Source organism: Nitrobacter sp. TKz-YC01 (assembly GCF_047824785.1).
GTDB lineage: Bacteria > Pseudomonadota > Alphaproteobacteria > Rhizobiales > Xanthobacteraceae > Nitrobacter.
In genome coordinates, this window is sequence record NZ_CP181167.1 from 2,667,269 (window position 1) to 2,686,843 (window position 19,575).

The window sequence follows — 19,575 nt, forward strand, 5'->3', positions numbered from 1 at the left end:
CCGGCATCAAGGTGGTTCTCCTGCGGTTTCACTATCGACGATGGATGAAGCGCAGACATCAGAAGTCGAGCCTGAGACTTGCCAGGAACGCCCGGCCGGATTCGTAAAGAGGCCGCACCAGGCCATTGCCAAATTCCAGGCCGTAGGTGCCGCGGGCGGTATAGGTGGCGTTGAACAGGTTCCTGATCTCTCCACGCATCTTCAGCGAAGGCAGATAGAAGAAGCGGTGCTCGATAAAGGCATTGAGCACCTGATAGCCTTCGAGCCGGCCGATCCCGGTCGCGGGATCGAAGAGCGTGTTGTTGTCGAAGACGATCTCGACATCGCCGCCGACCGTCAGCTTCCATGGCGCGATGGTGTGCACGACCTGAAACGTCAGCACATCCCCGATCGGGGCCGTCAGATACCTGCCCACATAGGAGTCGGCCGGCCGGCCGTCGATTTCCGCATCGATGCGTATGAACCGCACCCGCACAAATCCGTCGGCCCAATTATAAGTACCGCCAGCCTGGAAGCCCTGCGTCTGCAGGTTGAAAGCTCGCAACGCCATGTCGGGCGCCCATAGCGGCACGCGCGCATTGTTGATCCGGGTGCGGAAGACGCCCCCCTCGAGTTCAAGGCTTCCGTAATGTGCAACGAGACCCGCCGTGTAGTTGTTCGACGTCACCGACTTCGGTCCGGCGCCGTAGTTCCAGGCGGGGTTCTGGGCGTAGTTTTCCGACAGCGGGATGCCGGCCCAGACATGCGAATAGCCGGCCTTGGCTGTGAGAAAGCTCGTCAGATCGTGCTCGCCGGACACGTTGCCGCTAAGGCCCTGGTCACTGGAACGAAAGCCGTTGACGCCCTCGAAATGCTGATGCTCTCCGCGCAGGCCGAAGGAGAGCCGGGTGCGTTCCCAGGGCCTCAGCCGCGCCTGGGCATAAGCGCCGAAATTGCTGGCCCGTTCGGCTGTCCGGTAGCCTTTGTCGGTGTATTCGGCGCGGTCTCGATAAAAATCCAGGCCCGCGACGATATTGCCGATAGGCAGGGCAAACTTGTTCTCCAGCTTTCCGTTGAGGCTGTCGGTGATACCCTCACTGGTGTAGCTGTACGTGTCGATCGTGGCGCCGCTGTACTGGTCCACCGCGACTTTCGAGCGGGTGTAGGCCAGCACGAACTTGGGATCCCACCACCCCTCGGGCGAGGCGTCGGTATAGGTGAAGACGGTGTTCTGCCGATCAAGCTTGTAAGGGCGCAGCAGAGGCGTCGGCCTGACGTCCACGATCTGCGCGGCGTTCGCCCGGAAGGGCCGGATGGCGTCGTCACGCATCTGTTCGTGACTGATCGCGAACCTGTGACCTTCGATGCCCTGATAGGCGGCCTTGCCGATTCCACTTAGAAAGTTGGTCGCGGTGCCGAGCACCTCCTGGCCATTGCCGGCCCTGAACTCGTTTCCCCTGCCATATGTCAATGAGCCGAGCGTCTCGACGCCGCCCTGGCGGGAGTAGCTGGTCAGATTGTTCGTCGAGACATGACCGTTGAAATTGAATATCGACTTCAGCGAACCGCCGAAGCCGTCCTCGGACAGAAAATCGCTCGCGTCCTTGGTCACGTAGGCGATCGCGCCGCCGAGCGCTCCGGCGCCGGAATCGGCGGGCGCCACTCCCGCATCGACGCGCACCGCCTTGAGAAGGTTCGGATCGATCATCGTCGTCGCGTTGTGGTGGAACACCTTGTTGTTCTGCCGCGCGCCGTCGATCGAGACCGCGAGGTTTGTCTCCTCGATGCCGTGTACATAGACCTTCTGGGACATCGGCAGCGGGGATCCGACGGTAACGCCCGCCTCGCCGCGAAACACGCCTTTGACGTCGGTTGCGTTGCGGCGCTCGATATCCGCGCGGGTAATGTTGATTTCGCTGACGCCGCCGCGCCCGATGTCCTGCGCGCCGCCTGTCACGCTGATCGTATCGAGCGTGACGACGTCGCCGCCATAACCGGCGGAAACGCCCGGCGCCTCGATCGCGACCGTGCGCGGCCCCGTGAAATGATAGCCGAGATTCGAACCGGCGAGGATTTCCCGAAGCGCCGTCTCGGCTGAATACCGGCCGCTTACCGCTCGCGAGACACCGCGGATCGCGCCTGCGTCCGGGCGGACCACCTGGATGCCGGTCGTGGCCGTGAAATCGGCAAGCGCCGAAAGGCGCGGCTTCGCAGGGATGCTGAAGCTGTAAGCGGTATCATCCCTCGCCCATGCTTCATGAGCGCCAGCGACGAGGAGCGTCACCGAACATATCGACACCCCGCAACTCAGCACGGCGGCACTTGTAAACTTCCGCATGGCCTATGAGGTCCCCCACCCCGACCGGGGGAGCGCGCGCGATCGGCAACCCTTCCCGATATTCAACGGGCAAGAGACCCAGACCCCGTAAAAAAGATGAGCCTTTTATCGATAGATCAGCGTGGCGAAACCCGGAACCGAGAGGGTCCGGACCCCGAGCGTGCTCCGGAGCGCCTCCAGAACGGCGCCGGGATCGTCCGCCCGGAAGGTGCCGGAGAGCGTCATCCGCCGCAGTTCCGGATCGACGACCAGCACACGGCCGGCCGCCATGCTGTCGAGTTCTTTCACCACCCGCGAAAGCGGAGCCCGGTCGAGGACGATCAATCCACGCCGCCAGGCGAACACCTGTTCGGGATCGACCGCCTCCGGTGCGCCGAGGCCGCCATCCTGGAGCGAGACGCGCTGCCAGTTCGTCAGATTGACCGGCCCGCGGGCCGCTTCGGCATCGGACACCGCGACCTTGCCGTGCTCAACCGTGACCGCGCCGGCTTCGCGATCGACCTCGAAGGCGGTGCCGTGCACCAGAACATCGACTCGCCCGGCATGGACCGTAAAGGGACGCTTCCGGTCCGCGACCACGTCGAACCACACACGGCCGCGCAGCATGGTGATCGCGCGGACATCGCCGACCATATCGGTCTTCAGCGCCGTGCCGCCGTCCAGCACGACGAGCGAGCCATCAGCAAGGCGGACTTCCCGCCGCTCGCCGGGTTGCGTCGCAACATCCGCGAATGCGCGATCGATCATGCCCGGATCGCGCCATATCGCACCGCCACCGGTCAGCACCATCACGATCACGGCGGCGGCGGCGACTCGCAATCCGCGTTTCAGCGGCCCAGGCCGCGGCGACGCAGCGGCGCTGCGATGCCAGCCGCCGGCGGCGAGGTGCGCAGCAGGCCGATCGAGCGCTCCCCACAACTCCGAGATGTCAAGCATCGCATCGTGATGCGTGGGATCGGCCTTCAGCCAGGCCCGATAAGCGCGTCGCGTCTCGTCGGAGGCAAGAGGGTTATTGAGGCGGACGAACCATTCAGTCGCCTCCCGCGAAGCCCGCTCCCGGTCGTCCCTGTTGTCCGATGCGAATGCCATACTCTCTCTCGCGCGACGGCTCCGTAACTATATCATGCTGTATCTGATCTACCGCTGCACAGATGGAGTACGACGCCCTTCCAGGCGGCCAACGCGGCGCCTCACGGCGCCGGACCTGGAATTGCGACGGTCGAGACACGCTCGCCTCACGCCCGCGGAACAGCACGGGCAAAGTGGTGTGGGCCGCTGCGACGCGGCGAACAACTTCGACACGATTATCCTGGCCGCCTCGACAGGGACGTCATTCGGAGAACTCGTAGGATACAACGTTTCATAACCATTGATTCATCATAATATTCGTGATTCAGCCACCGGCTCGCCGCAATATGTCCGCCGAACATCTCATAGCTGAAAATCTGCTGCAAACTTGCTGTATTTGCAACGATAGCGTTTTCGAGCGAAGCATGTCCTCGGGCTTGACCCGAGGATGGAATCCGGTTCGCGTAAAGAAAACGCGTCAAAACAATAATCTAGAGTTTCGCTTCTGATTCAATCAGAAGCGAAACTGCTCGAACTTGGAGAGGCCGGTCGCAATGACCGCAAGCGCTTCCCGGCGCCGCGACATCAATCCGCGCCGGCGACCCGGCAGCGAACAGGTCAGTTCACGGAACTGAAGCGTCGTGCTTCCGATCGAAGCAGGATCAGCCGCCCCCCGCCTTTCGTCGCTCTCGCGCCGCCGCCTCGCGTCGCGAAGGCGAGCACTCCAGATAGAACGATCATCTCATATGGAGCGGCCCTCGACGATCGCTTCCCGCGGCACGGTTCTCTGCATGAGAGCTCCGATGTGCGCCAATAAGGCGACCCTGTCGCGGATGAGGGTTTCAAAGCAGTCTTCTCCGAACCATTCGAGTGAGGCATCGGCATCACTCATGACCAGAGCCGCGGAAAGGAAGGCATCGAGACTCATGGCGCCCTCGAACAGCGGCACCATGCCTTCCCGGCAGCCGGCCGCGGCATAGACATTTCCGGGAGCGAACACGTTGAGTTCGCCGCGGGAGCGAACGTTCTTCAGATGATAGTGTCCGATGAAAGGGGCAAGCGCGCGGTGGGCGGAAACCAGATCGTCGCCGCCTTCCCACACATGAAGCGCGTCGAAGTTGATTCCGAGGCCGGGATGATCGACCTCCGCCAGCAGGCGCAAGGTCGAAGCGAGGCTGTCGGCCAGCGTGTTCGGATGAGTCTCGACCAGAAGCCGTATCCCATGGTCATACGCGATCGCGGCCATGTCGCGCACGCGGCTTGTCATGACTGCCCTCTTGTCCTCGGGCACCTCCCGGCTTGGCCGGTCGCCGACGAAGGTGCGAATCTTGGGAGCTGACCAGTGTTGCGCCGTTCGGCAAAGCCTGTGCGTTCGTTCGCGAACGATCGCGGGATCGCCATCGGTCGGCAGATAGTCGCTCAGCATCGACACCGAGAGGCCAAGATCACCGAGCCAGTCGGCACCGTAGTGGGGATGGGTTCGCGCCAGACCGCGCGCATGCGCGCCCCACAATTCGATTCCGTCAAAACCGCTACGCCTTGCCCAGACGGCGATATCCCAGATCGAAAGCAGGTGATGGCGAAAGGTAATGGTACAGACCGAGAGCTTCATCATCGTGCCGCCGATAAATATTCCGGCGTCGACGCAGGCTTCCAGCCCTGATCGGCGCACCAGTTGAAAAACACCGCCTGCAGCCGCGCCTTGATGGCGGTCTCAAGCGCATCGAGCTTATCCAGCGCCGCAAAGACATCCGCCGCATGGGCGTGATCACCGGTTTGCGCCAGCCGCAGGATCACGAAATGCAGCCCCTTCAGGCCGACCGCGAGTTCTTCGATCTTGTCGCACCATTGCAGAAACTCGTCGTTCGGCAGGTTGAGCGCACGCCAGAAATAGGCGAAGCCGTGCTCATAGGCCCATTTGCGGATCGCGATCACCGGCAACTCACGCAATGCTGTTTTCAGATCGGATACGTCGAGACCGGCGCGTCCCTCGACATGGGCCGCCACGATCTCCCGCACGCTGCGGATCAACGGATTGTCGCCGGAGATGAAGCAGGCAAGAAAGAAATCGCGGATGTCCGCGGCCAGCGGCAGCGTCACCATCTGGCGATCGAAAAGATAGCCGCCCGCGACGCTCGGCTGAGCAATGGCTTTCAGAAGGCGTTCACGCGCGATCGGACCTTCCCAGCGGAAATCGGGATCACGCACCTGCCAGACCTCGGGGTCCTCGGTTGCCTCCACCACGAGATAGTGCGGAAACGGATTCTGATTGAATTTGTTCTCCCGCTCCGGCAGGTGAAACATGTCGAGCATCACCATGACGCTTTCCGTCGGCCGGCGCGCGGCTACCAGACCGATGAGCTTTTCAAGATTGGCCTGCTTCGATGCCGAATGATCGTACCATTCCGCGACCTGCACGCCGTAAAGCCGGTGGAACCAGCGGCGGAAGGAGTCGTGGCTGATCTCTGGCGTATGATAGAGCAGTTCGTGCCGCGTTGAGACGGCGAAGTCCGCATCCCAGACGCTGAAATAAAACAGCCGGTGATCCAGTCCTGCCGCCTTCACCGCATCGCACAGGCAGGAGACGAAGCAATGGACCTTGATATCCGGAAATTCCTCGGCGTGAACGTCGGGCACAGCGGCCTCCGACGCGTCCGCGGCGACATCGGAGGCGGTCTTCGCGCCGGCCAGAAGGTTCGCGAGATCGTCCACCGTTTCGATGTCCGGCCCCGTGACCATCTGTTCGGAAATGACAAGGCCATGCTTCAATTCCAGATGCAGAAACAGGTCCAGCAACAGAACTGAATCGAGATACAGATCGGCGTTCAGCCGCGAGTGCGGGCCAAAGCCATCGAGATGAGTGTTGTTCATCTGCCCGGCGAGCACCGCTCGGATCGAGGCGATTATCTCCTCGCGCGTCATATCGCGGCCTCCGCGGCAGCGTGTTCGAGCCGCCCCTCCGCGTACAGCGCCGCGATCTCGCGCCGATTGATCTTTCCGTTCGCCTGCCGAGGAACGCGGGCGAGGCGCACCGCCTCCATGGGAACCTGGTGGACAGCGAGATTCTGCATGCACCACTCACGCAGGCTTGCGGGCGCGATCGCGCGTTCGGCGCAGAAGGCCAGAGCCACGCGTTCGCCAGCGGACGGATCGACCCGGCGGAAAGCCACCGCGTCCGTCACGCCCGGCATCGCCATCACGACATCCTCCACCTCCCGCGGATAGACGTTGATGCCGGAAACGTTGATCGTATCATCGAGCCTCGCAACGAAGACGAGCGTTCCCGCGCCTGTCAGATAGCCGAGATCGCGGGTGCGAATCTTCCGCTCGCCCGCATGCACCACGATCTCGCGCGGCGCGCCCTTCCCGCCGCTCTCCACGGTCAGATGGGGTAACGGGACTCCCATTTCATCCGGTGCCGCAAGGTCTGGATTGATCGCGACACAGCCCGCTTCCGAGCAACCATACTGTTGAAACAGATGCGTGGTGCGGGCGCGGATCGAAGCGAACCAGGGATCGGGCAGAAGCGTTCCCGAGGTCATGGCGGCGAAGATCGTCTCGCCCGCCGGCAGCAACCGGGAGATCGTGTGCAGCATGGCCGGCGACGAATACAGCAGCGGCTGCCGGGTCTCGCGAAGGCGCGCAATCACATATTTCGGATTGCCGGTATTGAGAACATGCGGCGACTGTCCACGCCTGAGCGCCACGAGCACGCCGCAGATCAGCCCGTAGGAATGCGTGACCGGGCAGGCGACCAGGGGCGTCATGCTCTCCGGTTCACGAAAAGCCGAAACATAGCTTTCGATCTCACGGTCGATCTCGGCCCAGGTCCGGGCGACCCGCTTCGGCTCGCCCGTCGTACCCGAGGTCGTCTGCAACAGCAGTCCCGGACCCGCGGCGCCCCCTTCAAGCTCATCAACGGAAAAACCATCGCAGACAAGCCGGTGACAGCCGACGCTGATCGCAAGCCGCCGCGCAGCCGCGCGTGGCGTCGAGGGACGGATGGGAAGCACGCTGGCGCCGGCCGAGCGGAGCGCGAAGAACAGCGCGAGGAATTCAGCCGTATCGGAAAGGCACACGGCATAGCTGAGGCTTGGGCGGTCCGCGATACCCACGGCGAGAGCCGCGCGTTCGCTCATGGCCTGCATGCGAGCCTGGTCGTAGGAGGTGTCGTCTATGCGAATCATCATGCGTTTTCTCGTGCCAACAGGGAAAGGCCCGCGAGTGCATTCGGGACCTCGTGTTGAAAATCGGGGCCGTTGAGGCCGAGCTTTCGGGCGAGCAGGCTTTCGGTCAAAATCTCGCGCGTGCCGAAACCAAGCCAGGAAGCGCGCGCGCCGAGATCATGCTCCGTGATGTAAGCGGAAAGCTGCCGCGCCACGCGCTGCCAGAACGTAAGCTCGTCGATGCCGTAGAAGCTCTGCGCCAGATGCGAGATTTCGGAGAGGCTGAAGACGAACACGCAGTCGACGAACAGATCGCGCAGATCCTCGGGACGTTGCATCCAGTAATACTGATTGGGCTGCGCGTCGCGGTAGTCGGGGTTCAGCGTTTCGAAATCCGGCACGAGCGCCGGATCGGCCAGGAAGTCCGGCACGAATTCCAGGCTGTCGTGGAAATCGCGCAGGATCAACCGTTCCGGCCACCCGTCGCGGTGAACGAGCACCATGTTCTGGCCGTGCGCCTCGGTCGCGATGCCATGAGCGATGAGAAGCCGCCATACCGGCAACAGGGCGACGTGGATCAGACGGTCGAGCCATTCCATGGCGCCGTAGCGGCTCACCCACGGATCGATGAATGGCCGCCCGTCCGCCTCCACCGCCATCAGCGCATTGAACGGCACCGCGGCCTCGCCTTCGGCGAGCTTGTCCTCGACGCTCTCGCGCCATATCGCCGCGATCTCGCCGCCGAGCGGGCCATCGCGATCCATGATCAAGCCCGCATGTTCGCGCAGAATGTCGAGACGGCAATCGCCCTTGAACAGCGGATCGGAGTCGATCACTTCGCCGAGCCAGTGCGACAGCACCGGAGCTGTCGCGACCGAATGCGGTTCGATCGTGCGGCGCGTCGAGGTGTTGACGATGTTCATCGCCAGTTTCACGCCGCTGCGGCGCGGGTCGCGCGCATTCGTCAACGAGCGCACCGACTGGCTGGCGCGGTAGGGATCACCGGCAGTCCCCAGATAGTACACGCGCCCGGATTGGATCAGAGATTTCAATCGGCCTTCGGACAGGTCGCGCCATTGCCAGGGGTGAATCGGCATCAGACCGAAATCCCGTCCCTCGATGCCAAGCGCGGCGCTCCGCCGCCGTAGCTCATGCCAGCCCTGCACGCCGATCTCGCGCTGCCAGAACGGATCCTCGCTGTCGGGCAGCGCGAGATGCAGCAGGTCGCGCGCGACGGCGAGCCAGACCAGTTGGAAGCTGTTGCCTGCTTCAGGTCCGTAAGCGCGATGGTCCGCCTCATCGAAGCCGGTGCGCGACTTGAAGCAGGGATGATAGGGATGCCCCTCGTCGATCGCCGCATCGAGCGCACAGAACGCCAGATACCTCCGGTCGCGACGCGGCAGGTGCTGCAGGTTCCAGCGCATCAGCGCGGCGGTTTGTTCAAGCTCGCGGCCGAGCCGCGCCCGCGCCTGCTCCGCGCCGGGCAGCGCCCCGGCAATGTCGGCGATCGACGCTGCGCGCCATTCGCCGGCCGCTCGCCATTCGACCGTGCCCGCTTCGAGCCGTGGCCGGCCGAAAGCACCGAGACGACCGCGTGCCCGCCAGGCACGACCATCGACGTTCCATTCGAAACCGCTTGCGCCGCGGACGTTCAGGTCGATGTTCCCGAACAGATTTTCGTAAAGCGCCGCCGCCGCGAGCTGGCGCACTATTCGCTCTTCCGGCCGGTCGGCGATATCAAAGGGCAGCGGCACGGGCACCTCCCTGGCGCGCGGCACGGCTTGCCGCGCACAACGGATTGGGAAGCTGCACATAGATCGCCCGGCCATCATCCGCTTCCAGCTCGTCGATATCGAGCATGCGGGTGAGCAGATTGGCCTTGGCCGCGATGGTCGGACGGTTGAGGAATCCCGCGGCGAATTCACCGCCGACACCGGTAAGCTCGCACGCGAGACGCTCCAGCCGCGCGCGCAACATGGCGAGCAGCGCGTCTTCCATGATCAGGCCATCATGACCCATGCGCGCGATGACCGAGCATATCTGATTGACGATCAGGTAGTAGCCGAAGCGTTCCTGGATCACGCAATCGTCGAAATACAATCCGGAGATTGCGTCGGTCTCCGGCGCCAGCGCCGTCAATCGGCCGCGGTGCGTGTTGGACAGGTAGAAGCCCTGATTGTCGCGATAGTAACAGACCTTCGGATAGCCGGACGAAACATCGAGCAGGCTGTTCTGCTGGTGCGCTTCCAACGCCACGCCAAGTTCATCGTAAAGCCTGACCAGCGGCTCGAGCGCACAGTCGAGATAAGCCGAGAACCAGCGCCGGCAGACCTCTCTCACCGGCTCCCCGCCGCGCGCGGCGAGATCGCGGATGATCGTCTCCAGCCAGGAGCGCGCACCCGGCGGTGGATCGGCGGTCAACGCGGCGATGGTGACGCCGCTGTTTTCGCTCCCCCTGGTGAATGGATTCTCGCGGAAGATCACCTCGAAGCCGCTTTCCGCGCGGCCCGGCAGCGCCAGCGTCAGATAGGCCGGATCCCGGATCAGGCGGAAGCGCGGATGGCGCGCCAGAAAATCCGTGCCCGCGAACAGCCGCGACATCGCAACGCCAGCTTCAAGCTCAGGCATATGGTTGACGCGCATTGAATTGGTGATCCGCACCGGCAGCGAGAATTTCAGCATCCACGGCAGATCCGCGTTGTAGACCGTGCGTACCGAGGAGGTCGGCGTGAACCAGGCGCCGATGGCCCCGAGCGGACGCAGCCGTCCCTGGACAACCAGCTGCGCAACCGCGGGATCCAGCATCAATGCCTCGCCCTGCAAAGGATGCATGGGAATCAGCGCCTCGCCCGGACGCAACACCTCGCAATCCTGCGACGGAATCAGCGTCCGAAGAATATCGGGCAGAGACACGCCCGGCGCGGCATCGTGACGTAGCAAGGTTGCGTCGGCGGCGAAGAAAGTGAGACGAAAGCGTCCGTGATGCTCGGGAGCATAGGCTGGCCGCTGCCAGCTCGTCATGCCCTGAAGGCTCTTGGGCGTGGGATGCAGCCAGTGGCCGAACGCCAGGCTCTGCTCGCCGTCGAGGAAGCTCATTCCGCATCGGTGCGCCGCCGCGCATTCCAGCCCGTCCGCGATGCAGCGGTAGCTCGTGAGCACGCGACCCAGCAGCTCGACCTCTTCATTGCGCATGGCATCCGCCCGCTCGGCGCCCATGCTGGCGTAGCATTCCTGCACCATGAGATAGAGCGCACGCAGCGGCGCGATCTCCCGCCAGGAATTCCCTGGCAAGCGGCAAACAAAGATTCGCCCAAATCTTAACGGTCCGCACAATGAGTACCGCTCGATTTCGGCACGCAACCGCGCGGCCGTCATCGCGCAGTCCCATTCGACGCAGTCCACGGCCACGCCGTCCTCAGGACAGTGCGCCGAGACCACGCCGGGATCGACCTCACGTAAATAACAATTGGCAAAGCTCTGGAATGTTGCGCGTTCGGCGATCTGGCTCTTGGATATCTGCATCAGCATGTAATTCTTCTGCGAACCGCCCGGGATCGATGGGCCATATCGACTAAACGACCCGCAGCCGCCAATGCCGTAATGGGAACCCGGCTCACAGTTTAGAATTCAACCAACTATCAATTGCAGAGATGTTCTTGACGTAGAGAATGCCTATAGTAACGCTAGAACGTATCTCTGTTCGAGTAAGCACCAATAAAGCTGCGATAGCCCGAATCGTGTCTCCGGACGATCACTGTCCGAGATCAGGCTGATGCGCGACGAGAAAACAGCATGTCGTCCACGACGGAACTGCTCAATATCTTCAAGGCGGAGCAGAGCCAGCTTCAGCGGCTGGTTCGGCGCCTTACGGGAAATCCGCACACCGCTGAGGATGTCGTCCACGATACCTTCATCAAGCTGATGCATCGCGATGTGGGGAAGTGCGATGTCGGCCTGGTCGTCACCACGGCGCGCAACCTCGCGCGCGATGCGATGCGCGCTGAACGCGTGCGCACCTCCTACGCCGAAAGCGTATCACGCGAGCAGGTGCATGGGGGCGTGGTCGGCCCGGAGGATGCCGTGTCGAGCCGGATGGATCTCGACGCGCTGTTGCGTGCGCTGGAGACATTGCCTCGCCGCACCCAGCGTATCTTTCTTCTCAGCAAGGTCGACGGCATGACCTATCCGCAGATCGCCCGCAGCCTGGGTATCTCGGTCTCGACCGTTGAGAAGGAGATGATCTCCGCCCTCGAGTTCTGCCGCAACTGGAGACGCCGGCGGGAGAATGTTTGAGCTTGCATGCGCGATGCAGTCGCGCCGCATCCAAGCATCGGGTACGGAAAAAGCAGACCGCCCCTTTTTTAGCGGGGTCGAGTCTTAGCGGGGTCGCGGCCGATCGGCACGATGCATTCTGATTCTCACGTTCTGGTTCTCATGTCCTGATTTGAGGCAATCGTCTCAGTCATCAACCATAGACAGCAGATCGTCCTCGTGCGGCTGCTCGCGCTATTCGCGTGAAGAACACGCGTGAGAACAATAATTTAGAGCCACGCTTCCGATGAACTGGAAGCAAAGAAGCTCCAGCCTTCCTTGACACGCACGAGACAGATCGTCGCGCGGTCGCAAGCAGGACGGACACGGCAACTTGCGAAGCGAGGTCGATTGCCATAGGGTCGCGAAATCCGAGTGGAGTGGAATCTGTGCTCGCGGCGTTGAGGAGAGGATACACAAAGTTCGCCATTGCGGCGCTTTACGCGCTGGCGATGGTCATGGTGGGTGTGGCTCATCAGCCTGCCAGCCAACACCTGACTCCAGTCGAGCTCGCCCAATACGTTCTTCCGGACAGTACGATCCCGATCCTGTGTTCCGAAGATCCGGATCACACGGACCCGGGCGGCACCGATCAGAAATCAGCCGGCTGCGATGCCTGCAGGCTTATTTCCGGGCCTGGTATCGTCGGCGCGCCGCCTGTTGTCAGCCCTGCTCGTCTGGCGGTACCGACGGGCTTTTCTCTGGCTGGCTATGCGTACCAACCCGTTATACGCGCCTCCGACAATTTCCTGTCGCGCGCGCCTCCGAGCGTGGTCTGACGCGTCGCCACGCCGCGAAACAACTCGGCGTTCATCCAGCTTAACGTGACTTGTCGATAAGAAACTTGGCGATATGCGCCTTGGCTACACCTGGCTTAGCGATAAGCGGCTGGGCGAGAGGTGGCTGGCGATCGACCCGCGCGGAGCTTGGCGTGCAGGAACGCTTGCGGACTTGAGCTTGCGGCCAGTCATTCGCCTCGCTTGAGATAAAGATGGCCGCGTTCCACACGCCGGAACGGCCGCGTATATGCGGTGCTGACGCGCCGCTCTCAGCAATCAGCGAGCCCGCTCGCAGAAGAGAGATTAAAGTATCATGATGCGTCATTCAGGAATGACACTATCGAGAAAGCGCCATGCGCGAGCAGCGCGCGCCGCAATTGCCGGCGTTACCATGCTCATCGGCGTCTCCGGCCCGCTTCACGCACAAGGGCACCCGCAAACCACACCGGCCATCACCGCTCCCCTGTCGCCCTCCGGGCCGTCCACATCGGAGATATCGTCCACCACCAATCCAGGCTTGCAAGCGACATCCCCGGCGCCGGCGCCGCCGGTCTCCAGCGTATCGGAACCCGCCACCGGGGCCACGCAGCCTCCCGCCGGTAACGCCGGCGCCAGCCTTTTGAATCCGGATCCTTCTCCGCCGCATGAGTTGTCGCCGTGGTCGATGTTCATGTCGGCGGATATCGTTGTTCAGCTGGTGATGATCGGTCTTGCGTTTGCCTCGCTGGTGACGTGGACGATCTGCATCGCGAAGCTGGCGGAGCTGTCGCTGGCGCGGCGCGCGCTGCGGGCGGCGCTGAACAAGATCGGCGATGCGCGCTCGCTGGCCGAGGCGCAGATGGCGCTCGGCGCGAGGGAAGGCGTGCTGGCGTCGCTGCTGGCGTCGGCGATGCACGAGGCGCGGCTGTCGGCCGGCATTTCCAGCGACGCCGGCATCAAGGAGCGGGCGGCGTCAAGCTTCGCCGAGATCGTCCGCGCGGAATCGCGCCGCATCCGGCTCGGCATGGGGCTGCTCGCCACCATCGGCGCGACGTCGCCGTTCGTCGGCCTGTTCGGCACCGTGTGGGGCATCATGAACAGCTTCATCGGGATTTCGAAGTCGCAGACCACCAACCTCGCGGTGGTGGCGCCCGGCATCGCCGAGGCGCTGCTCGCGACCGCGCTCGGCCTTGTCGCCGCCATTCCGGCGGTCATCATCTACAACTACTTCGCGCGCGTGACGCGAGGCTACACCGAACTGGTCGGACGTGCATCGGGAGCGGCCGGCCGGCTGCTGTCGCGCGATCTGGACCGCACCCACGGCTCCCTCAGCTCGCGCGCGGCGGAGTAGGCGGATGGGCGCATCGATTGCCGAAGGCGGCTTCGACGACGACGAGGAATACGCCGAAGCCCACGAGATCAACGTCACGCCGTTCATCGACGTGATCCTGGTTCTTCTGATCATCTTCATGGTAGCCGCGCCGCTGTCGACCGTCGATCTTCCGGTCAACCTGCCGACGTCGAGCGCGACGCCGCAGAAGAAGCCGGACAAGCCGACCTATGTCAGCATCAAGGCCGATCTTGCGGTCGCGATCGGCGAGACGCTGGTCAAGCGGGTCGATCTGGTGCGGACGCTGGAGACCACGCCGAACATGACCAAGGACAACTTCATCTTTCTGCGCGCCGATCGCGGGGTGCCCTATGGCGACCTGATGGACGTGCTGGAGATCCTGCGCGCCGGCGGCTATGCGAAGATCAAGCTGGTGGCGCTGGAGGGCGTTCCCGACGCCCGGTCGGTTCCGGCGGCGAGCACGGCGGGGCGTTGAGATGGCTGAGATTGTCGAGCGGCCGCCGTCCCCCCGGCTCTGGCTTTCCGCCGCCGCCGCCGCGCTTGCGATCCATCTCGGCTGCGTGGCGCTGGCGCTGGCTCACCTGGACACCGATGAGTCGGCCGAGGATCTCGGCGCGCCGGCGATCGAGATCGGGCTCGACCTGTCCTCGCCGCATCGCGAGGTGACCGACCTGCCGCCCGGACCGGACACCGACGCGTCGATGGCCTCGCCCGCGCTTGCCGAGCAGAAGGCGGTCGTCGAGGAAACCGATCTGCCGAAGGATACGCCGACGGAGAGCGCCGATCCGGACCGGATCGTTACCGAGAACGAGACGAAGAAGCCGGTCGAGGACGCCACCGAGAAGGCGGCGAAGCAGACGCAGGCCTCGCAGGAATCGGCGGCGGCCGAGGCGACCGCGATGCCGAGCGTGGAACAGGCGCAGGAATCGGAGCGGTCGGTCGCGCCGCAGCAGGGCACCGGCGCCAGCGCGCGCCGGATCCGCGCCACCTGGCAGAAGGAACTGGTGGCGCATCTCGACAAGCACAAGCGCTATCCGCCCGACCGGAGCCAGAAGAACGCCGAGATCCTGGTCAACTTCGAGCTGGACCGCATGGGCCATGTCGTGTCGGCCACGATCGTGAACGGATCGGGCGATCCGATCTTCGACCAGGCCGCGCTCGCCATGCTGCGCCGCTCAGATCCCGTCCCGCCGCCGCCGCCGCTGATCGCCGACGAGGGCCTCAGCTTCACGCTCCCCGTCGTCTTCAGGGTCAAGGGAAAAGGGTGAGGACCGAGGGGTAGCAATTGCGGACGGGGCGCAAAGAATGCGCCACCGTCAGCACGCTTCGGCTCTGTATGGCTCGGCTCTATACGGCGGGGGCGGGATTCGATTAATTAGAGTCTTTCACTGCCTCATGGAAAAGGTGAAAGACTCTATCTTTATGTTTTGACGCTTTTGCTTCACGCGAACCGGATTCCACTTCGCTCGAAAATGCTATAGTCGACCCCGCCGCCAGATACCCAGATCGAGCGATCAAGTCGCCTTCGTGAACATCGTCAGAACACCGTTCTGATCAATGTTGATGGCTACGACCTGTGCCGAATTGCGGCCTTTCGCCGTGAGCGCGGACACCGCCTCCGGCGTTGCATCGATGGTCTTGCGCAGGGACTTCATGTCCTCCTGCTTCGTATTCGCGACGATGGCATCAACCTTTGAACGCACGTCCGCTTTCAATTCGTCCATGTCGACCACCTGGATACTTCGAATTGCGACGCCTTTTTGAGGTTCTGTCTGGGATTGCGTAGGCGATGTTTGCGCCAGCGCCATCGGCGATCCAGCTAAAAGCAAGGCAACGACGGTTGATAATGTGAATGTAAACGTGCGCATGTATCAACTCCGGTTGAGGTAGAGATGCACGACACAACGTAGCGTCGAAAGGTGTCGAACGCCGGAGGTTTATGCGTTCATTCAATGGATATGATGTGGCCGCAATGTGCAAACTATCCTGTGATAGAGGCGCGCCCATCGATGGGTCGGAGACCGCTTCAAACGTCGGCGATGTTATCTCGCGTCCGGCGTATCGCCTATTGGATCATGTACCAGATGGCGATCGCGACCAGAATGACGACGCTCACGCTGACGCCGTAGCGCACCCACTTTGGTATTGAATCCCACATTCGTCACCGCCGTTCGTTCGCAGCATCCCGCCCTGCCGGCCAAAGATAAACATAAACTACATTCCGGTTCGAGCATTTTTCTGATTTTTCATATGGGCTTCTCGCGCAGCACCCTTGATCCCGGCGAAATTGAACGCGGTGTCGATAAGCGCGAAATGCGAGAATGCCTGAGGAAAGTTTCCCGCCTGCGCCTGCCGCTTCACATCGTACTGCTCTGCAAGCAGACCCACATCGTTTCGCAGCGACAGCAGGTGCTCGAACAGACGGCGCGCTTCGTGCTTCCGGCCCTGGAGGATCATATTGTCGGCCAGCCAGAAGCTGCAGGCGAGAAAGGCGGCTTCACTCGCCGGCAGACCGTCTTCGGCCTTCCCGGTATCGTAGCGCCGTAGCAAGCCGTCCTTCGACAACTCGCGTTCGATCGTACGCGTGGTCGATACAATACGCGGATCGTCCGGGGGCAGGAAACCGAGGATTGGCATCAGCAGCACCGAGGCATCGAGAACCTTGGAGCCATAGGACTGCACGAAGGTCCCCTGCTCGGCATCAAATCCCTTCTCGATAATCTCCGCATGAATTTCATCACGCAACGCCCGCCAGCGGTCGACCGGTCCCGCCAGACCAAATTCCTCGCAGGAGATCACCGCGCGGTCGAAGGCAACCCACGACATCAGTTTCGAATGCACAAAATGCTTGCGACCGCTGCGCACCTCCCAGATCCCCTCGTCGGGTTCCCGCCACACGCTTTCAAGATGCTTGAGTAGTTCGCGTTGAAGTCCCGCCGACGCCTCGTGAAGATCAAGGCCCGATGCGGCCGCCGCGTGGAGCGCATCCATCACGTTGCCGAAGACGTCGACCTGAAGCTGGGAATAGGCGCCGTTGCCTATCCGCACCGGACGGGACCCGCCGAAGCCCGGCAGCCAGTCGAGTTCCACCTCGTCATTGCGATGCTCGCCGCCAATGCCGTAGAGCGGCTGAATCTGCGAGGCCGCACCTGCAACGGCGCGCAGCAGCCAATCGCACCAGGATTCGGCCTCGTTGCGGTAGCCCGCGTTGATGAGCGACAGCAGCGTGAAGGTCGCGTCACGCAGCCAGCAGAAGCGGTAGTCCCAATTGCGCGTGCTGCCGAATTGCTCGGGCAGCGATGTGGTCGGCGCGGCGACGATGCCCCCGGTGGGCCGGTAGGTCAGCGCCTTGACCGTGATCAGCGAGCGCGTCACCGCCTCCTTCCATGGACCGTCATAATGACAGCGCCCGGACCACTCCGACCAATAGGCCTCGGTCTCGTCCAACGCCTGTTCGGGATCGCAAATGCGCGGAGGAGGAAGATGAGAAGCCTCATGAGCCAGGACAAAAGGGACGCGCTCGCCTTCACCAACGGAGAACTCCGCGACCGTCGTGAAGTTTTCGCCGTGGGTTGGGACAGGGGATTTGAGAATGGCCGAATGCGGTCCCGCCACCGCGCGTAATAATCCACCCTCGATCTCTCCGTCCTCGATCCTGGAGACCCACGGCACGATGCGCCCATAATCGAAGCGGAAGGCGGCCTCCATGCGCATGTCGACACGACCGCGCTTGCCCACCACTATCCGCACGATCTCGGAGACCTGACGATCCTTGCGGATCGGCATGAAGTCGATGAGCGAAACCGCTCCCTGCCGCGTCTCGAATTCCGTTTCCAGGATCAGTGTATCGCCGCGATAGCGCCGTGAGCTGCGGGTGATCTCCCGCGCCGGCGAGATCCGCCAGCGTCCGTGCTTCTCCGATCCAAGAAGCGCCGAAAAGCAGGCTCCCGAATCGAAGCGCGGCCAGCACAGCCAGTCGATCGAGCCGTCCTTCGCCACCAGCGCGGCTGTCTCACAATCACCGATGAGAGCGTAGTCTCCGATGGCACGGTTCGTAACGCCGCTGAATATGCCGATGCTCATCGGGCGGGAAACGCGGCCATGGAAGGCCGTGCGATACCGGGACGGCGTGAGTGGCGAAGTCTGGTATGCATTGCTGGCTCCGTTGGTTGCGGCCGAGGTTTATCGCGAGCGGCATCGCTTTTCGATTCGTGCCGCCGATGCGCGCCTGGCGCCGAACACCGCGCCAGCGAAGCCGATCAGGACACAGGCTCCCGCAATCGTCGCGAAGCGGATCGTCTGCGCGGAGAGCATTGCGGGATTCGGCCGTGCCTCTGCGCTAAAGGCGCCGTTGGTGCGATGTCGCCCGGAGACAGGCGAGAAGAGGTTGTCGGATCGGTTGGCGCCGATCTCCATTTCCTTCTGTTGTCGATCCACCGCCTCACGCGCGAGGAAGCGATCGAGCAGGCCGGGAAACAGCATATCGCCGATGATCGTGAGCGACGTCGTTCCGCCCAGCCAGTACTCCCGTTTCGGATGTGTCGCGGCATGGACGATGGCGAACGCCGCCGCGCGGGATGTATAGACCGGCGTCACCGGACGGAACGCCTTGCGCATCCTTGTGCGCGCCCATTCGAACTGCGGCGTGTTGACAGCTGGAAGATGAACCGCCGTGACGGCGACGTTACTGCGGTGATGAAGCAACTCCGTTCTCAGCGAATCCGTGAAGCCACGCACCGCGTGCTTGGCGCCGCAGTAAGCGGCTTGCAGGGGAATGCCGCGATAAGCGCGCGACGACCCGACCTGCACGATCACGCCGCGATCCCGCGGCCGCATATGGCGAAGCGCTGCAAGCGTCCCGTGCACATAACCGAGATAGGTCACCTCCGTTACTCGCCTGATCTCCTCCGGCGTCAACTGCTCGACCGGGGAGAAGACGGTCGCCATCGCATTGTTGACCCAGATGTCGATCGGCCCAAGCTCGACTTCGCATTGGGCCGCCGCTGCGAACACGGCTTCCGCATCGGCGACATCAGCCGGAAAGATCCTTGCTTCACCGCCGAAGGACTCGATCTCCGCTTTCGCATCCTCGAGTCCCGAAACGTCGCGCGCAAGCAAGGCGACATTCGCGCCCTGGCGCGCGAAGGCCCGCGCGGCTGCCCGGCCGACCCCGGCCGAACCACCCGTGATCATCACCACCTTGCCTTGAAGGCTTTCAGAAACGTGTTTTCGGAAGACCTGCTCGATCGCGAACATCGCACCGCCTTGGATTGCACAGGTTCCAACCGCGAGGATGAACGATGGTTCCAATCCCGGCATCGAGCAGGTAGCCAGGTTGGCTGTAGGAGAATTGCCCAACCAGCCAGCACGCCCGGCGATTTCCCCACCGCAGCCCGACGCTCGCGCGGTGGGTCTGTAAAGATCGCGGCTCGCTTGCGTGGACAGCCGCTTGCGTGCCTCACCAGCCGGACGATCCTGTCCTGTTGCACGGGGCATCGCATGTTCGCCGTGGGCATCCCGCATATAGTGCTTATGTGTGGAGGCTGCTCGATTTGGCGGCCCGTGCGGCATGATACCGCATGATCCAACGAATGCGCCGCGCTA

At 62.9% G+C, this 19,575-nt stretch carries 15 protein-coding genes; 5 read left to right on the top strand and 10 right to left on the bottom strand.

Features of this window, described 5'->3' with window-relative positions; genetic code table 11:
• Positions 1 to 58 precede the first annotated feature (58 nt).
• From ACMYR2_RS12660 to ACMYR2_RS12690, 7 genes are all read right to left on the bottom strand, one after another.
• Entirely contained in the window at positions 59 to 2,317 is a 2,259-nt protein-coding gene (locus ACMYR2_RS12660) for a TonB-dependent receptor domain-containing protein (RefSeq protein ID WP_416193027.1), read from the bottom strand.
• Positions 2,318 to 2,422: 105 nt separating this feature from the next.
• Entirely contained in the window at positions 2,423 to 3,406 is a 984-nt protein-coding gene (locus ACMYR2_RS12665) for a FecR family protein (protein ID WP_347264556.1), read from the bottom strand.
• A 721-nt stretch (positions 3,407 to 4,127) separates the two neighbouring features.
• Positions 4,128 to 5,000, bottom strand: coding sequence for a sugar phosphate isomerase/epimerase (locus ACMYR2_RS12670; RefSeq protein WP_347264557.1), 873 nt, complete (start codon positions 4,998 to 5,000; stop codon positions 4,128 to 4,130).
• Positions 4,997 to 6,307 carry a DUF6005 family protein gene (locus ACMYR2_RS12675; protein ID WP_416193028.1) on the bottom strand — a complete coding sequence of 437 codons (1,311 nt, stop codon included), beginning with the start codon at positions 6,305 to 6,307 and terminating at the stop codon, positions 4,997 to 4,999. Before ACMYR2_RS12675 ends, ACMYR2_RS12670 begins: the two co-directional genes overlap by 4 nt.
• On the bottom strand, positions 6,304 to 7,572 hold the full coding sequence (locus ACMYR2_RS12680) for an AMP-binding protein (protein WP_347265192.1): 1,269 nt from the start codon (positions 7,570 to 7,572) through the stop codon (positions 6,304 to 6,306). The genes ACMYR2_RS12675 and ACMYR2_RS12680 overlap by 4 nt, the downstream gene beginning before the upstream one ends.
• A complete protein-coding gene (locus tag ACMYR2_RS12685; protein ID WP_347265187.1) occupies positions 7,572 to 9,305 on the bottom strand; it encodes an IucA/IucC family protein in 1,734 nt (577 codons plus the stop codon). The genes ACMYR2_RS12680 and ACMYR2_RS12685 overlap by 1 nt, the downstream gene beginning before the upstream one ends.
• Positions 9,289 to 11,073, bottom strand: coding sequence for an IucA/IucC family protein (locus tag ACMYR2_RS12690; protein WP_347265188.1), 1,785 nt, complete (start codon positions 11,071 to 11,073; stop codon positions 9,289 to 9,291). Before ACMYR2_RS12690 ends, ACMYR2_RS12685 begins: the two co-directional genes overlap by 17 nt.
• A gap of 270 nt (positions 11,074 to 11,343) precedes the next feature.
• On the opposite strand from ACMYR2_RS12690, the gene ACMYR2_RS12695 reads away from it, so the two are divergent.
• The 5 genes from ACMYR2_RS12695 (at position 11,344) to ACMYR2_RS12715 (ending at position 15,239) form a co-directional block, all read left to right on the top strand.
• Positions 11,344 to 11,844 carry a sigma-70 family RNA polymerase sigma factor gene (locus tag ACMYR2_RS12695; RefSeq protein ID WP_347265189.1) on the top strand — a complete coding sequence of 167 codons (501 nt, stop codon included), beginning with the start codon at positions 11,344 to 11,346 and terminating at the stop codon, positions 11,842 to 11,844.
• A gap of 407 nt (positions 11,845 to 12,251) precedes the next feature.
• Positions 12,252 to 12,641 carry a hypothetical protein gene (locus tag ACMYR2_RS12700; protein ID WP_347265190.1) on the top strand — a complete coding sequence of 130 codons (390 nt, stop codon included), beginning with the start codon at positions 12,252 to 12,254 and terminating at the stop codon, positions 12,639 to 12,641.
• Positions 12,642 to 12,972: 331 nt separating this feature from the next.
• Positions 12,973 to 13,971 (top strand): tonB-system energizer ExbB, encoded by a 999-nt coding sequence (exbB, locus tag ACMYR2_RS12705; RefSeq protein WP_416193029.1) that lies wholly within the window; start codon positions 12,973 to 12,975, stop codon positions 13,969 to 13,971.
• Between the two features lie 4 nt (positions 13,972 to 13,975).
• Complete coding sequence (exbD, locus tag ACMYR2_RS12710; RefSeq protein WP_347265085.1) at positions 13,976 to 14,446, top strand: TonB system transport protein ExbD; 471 nt, start codon at positions 13,976 to 13,978, stop codon at positions 14,444 to 14,446.
• A gap of 1 nt (position 14,447) precedes the next feature.
• A complete protein-coding gene (locus ACMYR2_RS12715) occupies positions 14,448 to 15,239 on the top strand; it encodes a TonB family protein (RefSeq protein ID WP_347265084.1) in 792 nt (263 codons plus the stop codon).
• Between the two features lie 246 nt (positions 15,240 to 15,485).
• On the opposite strand, the gene ACMYR2_RS12720 is transcribed toward ACMYR2_RS12715, so the two are convergent.
• From ACMYR2_RS12720 to ACMYR2_RS12730, 3 genes are all read right to left on the bottom strand, one after another.
• Complete coding sequence (locus ACMYR2_RS12720; RefSeq protein ID WP_347264094.1) at positions 15,486 to 15,779, bottom strand: hypothetical protein; 294 nt, start codon at positions 15,777 to 15,779, stop codon at positions 15,486 to 15,488.
• A 406-nt stretch (positions 15,780 to 16,185) separates the two neighbouring features.
• The gene (locus ACMYR2_RS12725; RefSeq protein WP_416193030.1) at positions 16,186 to 18,054 is read right to left on the bottom strand and encodes a glycoside hydrolase family 15 protein; all 1,869 of its coding nucleotides are present in this window, start codon (positions 18,052 to 18,054) and stop codon (positions 16,186 to 16,188) included.
• Between the two features lie 99 nt (positions 18,055 to 18,153).
• Positions 18,154 to 19,290 carry an SDR family oxidoreductase gene (locus ACMYR2_RS12730; protein ID WP_416193031.1) on the bottom strand — a complete coding sequence of 379 codons (1,137 nt, stop codon included), beginning with the start codon at positions 19,288 to 19,290 and terminating at the stop codon, positions 18,154 to 18,156.
• Positions 19,291 to 19,575 lie beyond the last annotated feature (285 nt).

Coding starts and splice junctions, on each gene's coding strand:
- ACMYR2_RS12660 (WP_416193027.1), bottom strand. CDS start 2,317: ATGCGGAAGTTTACAAGTGCCGCCGTGCTGAGTTGCGGGGTGTCGATA.
- ACMYR2_RS12665 (WP_347264556.1), bottom strand. CDS start 3,406: ATGGCATTCGCATCGGACAACAGGGACGACCGGGAGCGGGCTTCGCGG.
- ACMYR2_RS12670 (WP_347264557.1), bottom strand. CDS start 5,000: ATGATGAAGCTCTCGGTCTGTACCATTACCTTTCGCCATCACCTGCTT.
- ACMYR2_RS12675 (WP_416193028.1), bottom strand. CDS start 6,307: ATGACGCGCGAGGAGATAATCGCCTCGATCCGAGCGGTGCTCGCCGGG.
- ACMYR2_RS12680 (WP_347265192.1), bottom strand. CDS start 7,572: ATGATTCGCATAGACGACACCTCCTACGACCAGGCTCGCATGCAGGCC.
- ACMYR2_RS12690 (WP_347265188.1), bottom strand. CDS start 11,073: ATGCAGATATCCAAGAGCCAGATCGCCGAACGCGCAACATTCCAGAGC.
- ACMYR2_RS12695 (WP_347265189.1), top strand. CDS start 11,344: ATGTCGTCCACGACGGAACTGCTCAATATCTTCAAGGCGGAGCAGAGC.
- exbB (WP_416193029.1), top strand. CDS start 12,973: ATGACACTATCGAGAAAGCGCCATGCGCGAGCAGCGCGCGCCGCAATT.
- exbD (WP_347265085.1), top strand. CDS start 13,976: ATGGGCGCATCGATTGCCGAAGGCGGCTTCGACGACGACGAGGAATAC.
- ACMYR2_RS12715 (WP_347265084.1), top strand. CDS start 14,448: ATGGCTGAGATTGTCGAGCGGCCGCCGTCCCCCCGGCTCTGGCTTTCC.
- ACMYR2_RS12720 (WP_347264094.1), bottom strand. CDS start 15,779: ATGGCGCTGGCGCAAACATCGCCTACGCAATCCCAGACAGAACCTCAA.
- ACMYR2_RS12725 (WP_416193030.1), bottom strand. CDS start 18,054: ATGAGCATCGGCATATTCAGCGGCGTTACGAACCGTGCCATCGGAGAC.
- ACMYR2_RS12730 (WP_416193031.1), bottom strand. CDS start 19,290: ATGCCGGGATTGGAACCATCGTTCATCCTCGCGGTTGGAACCTGTGCA.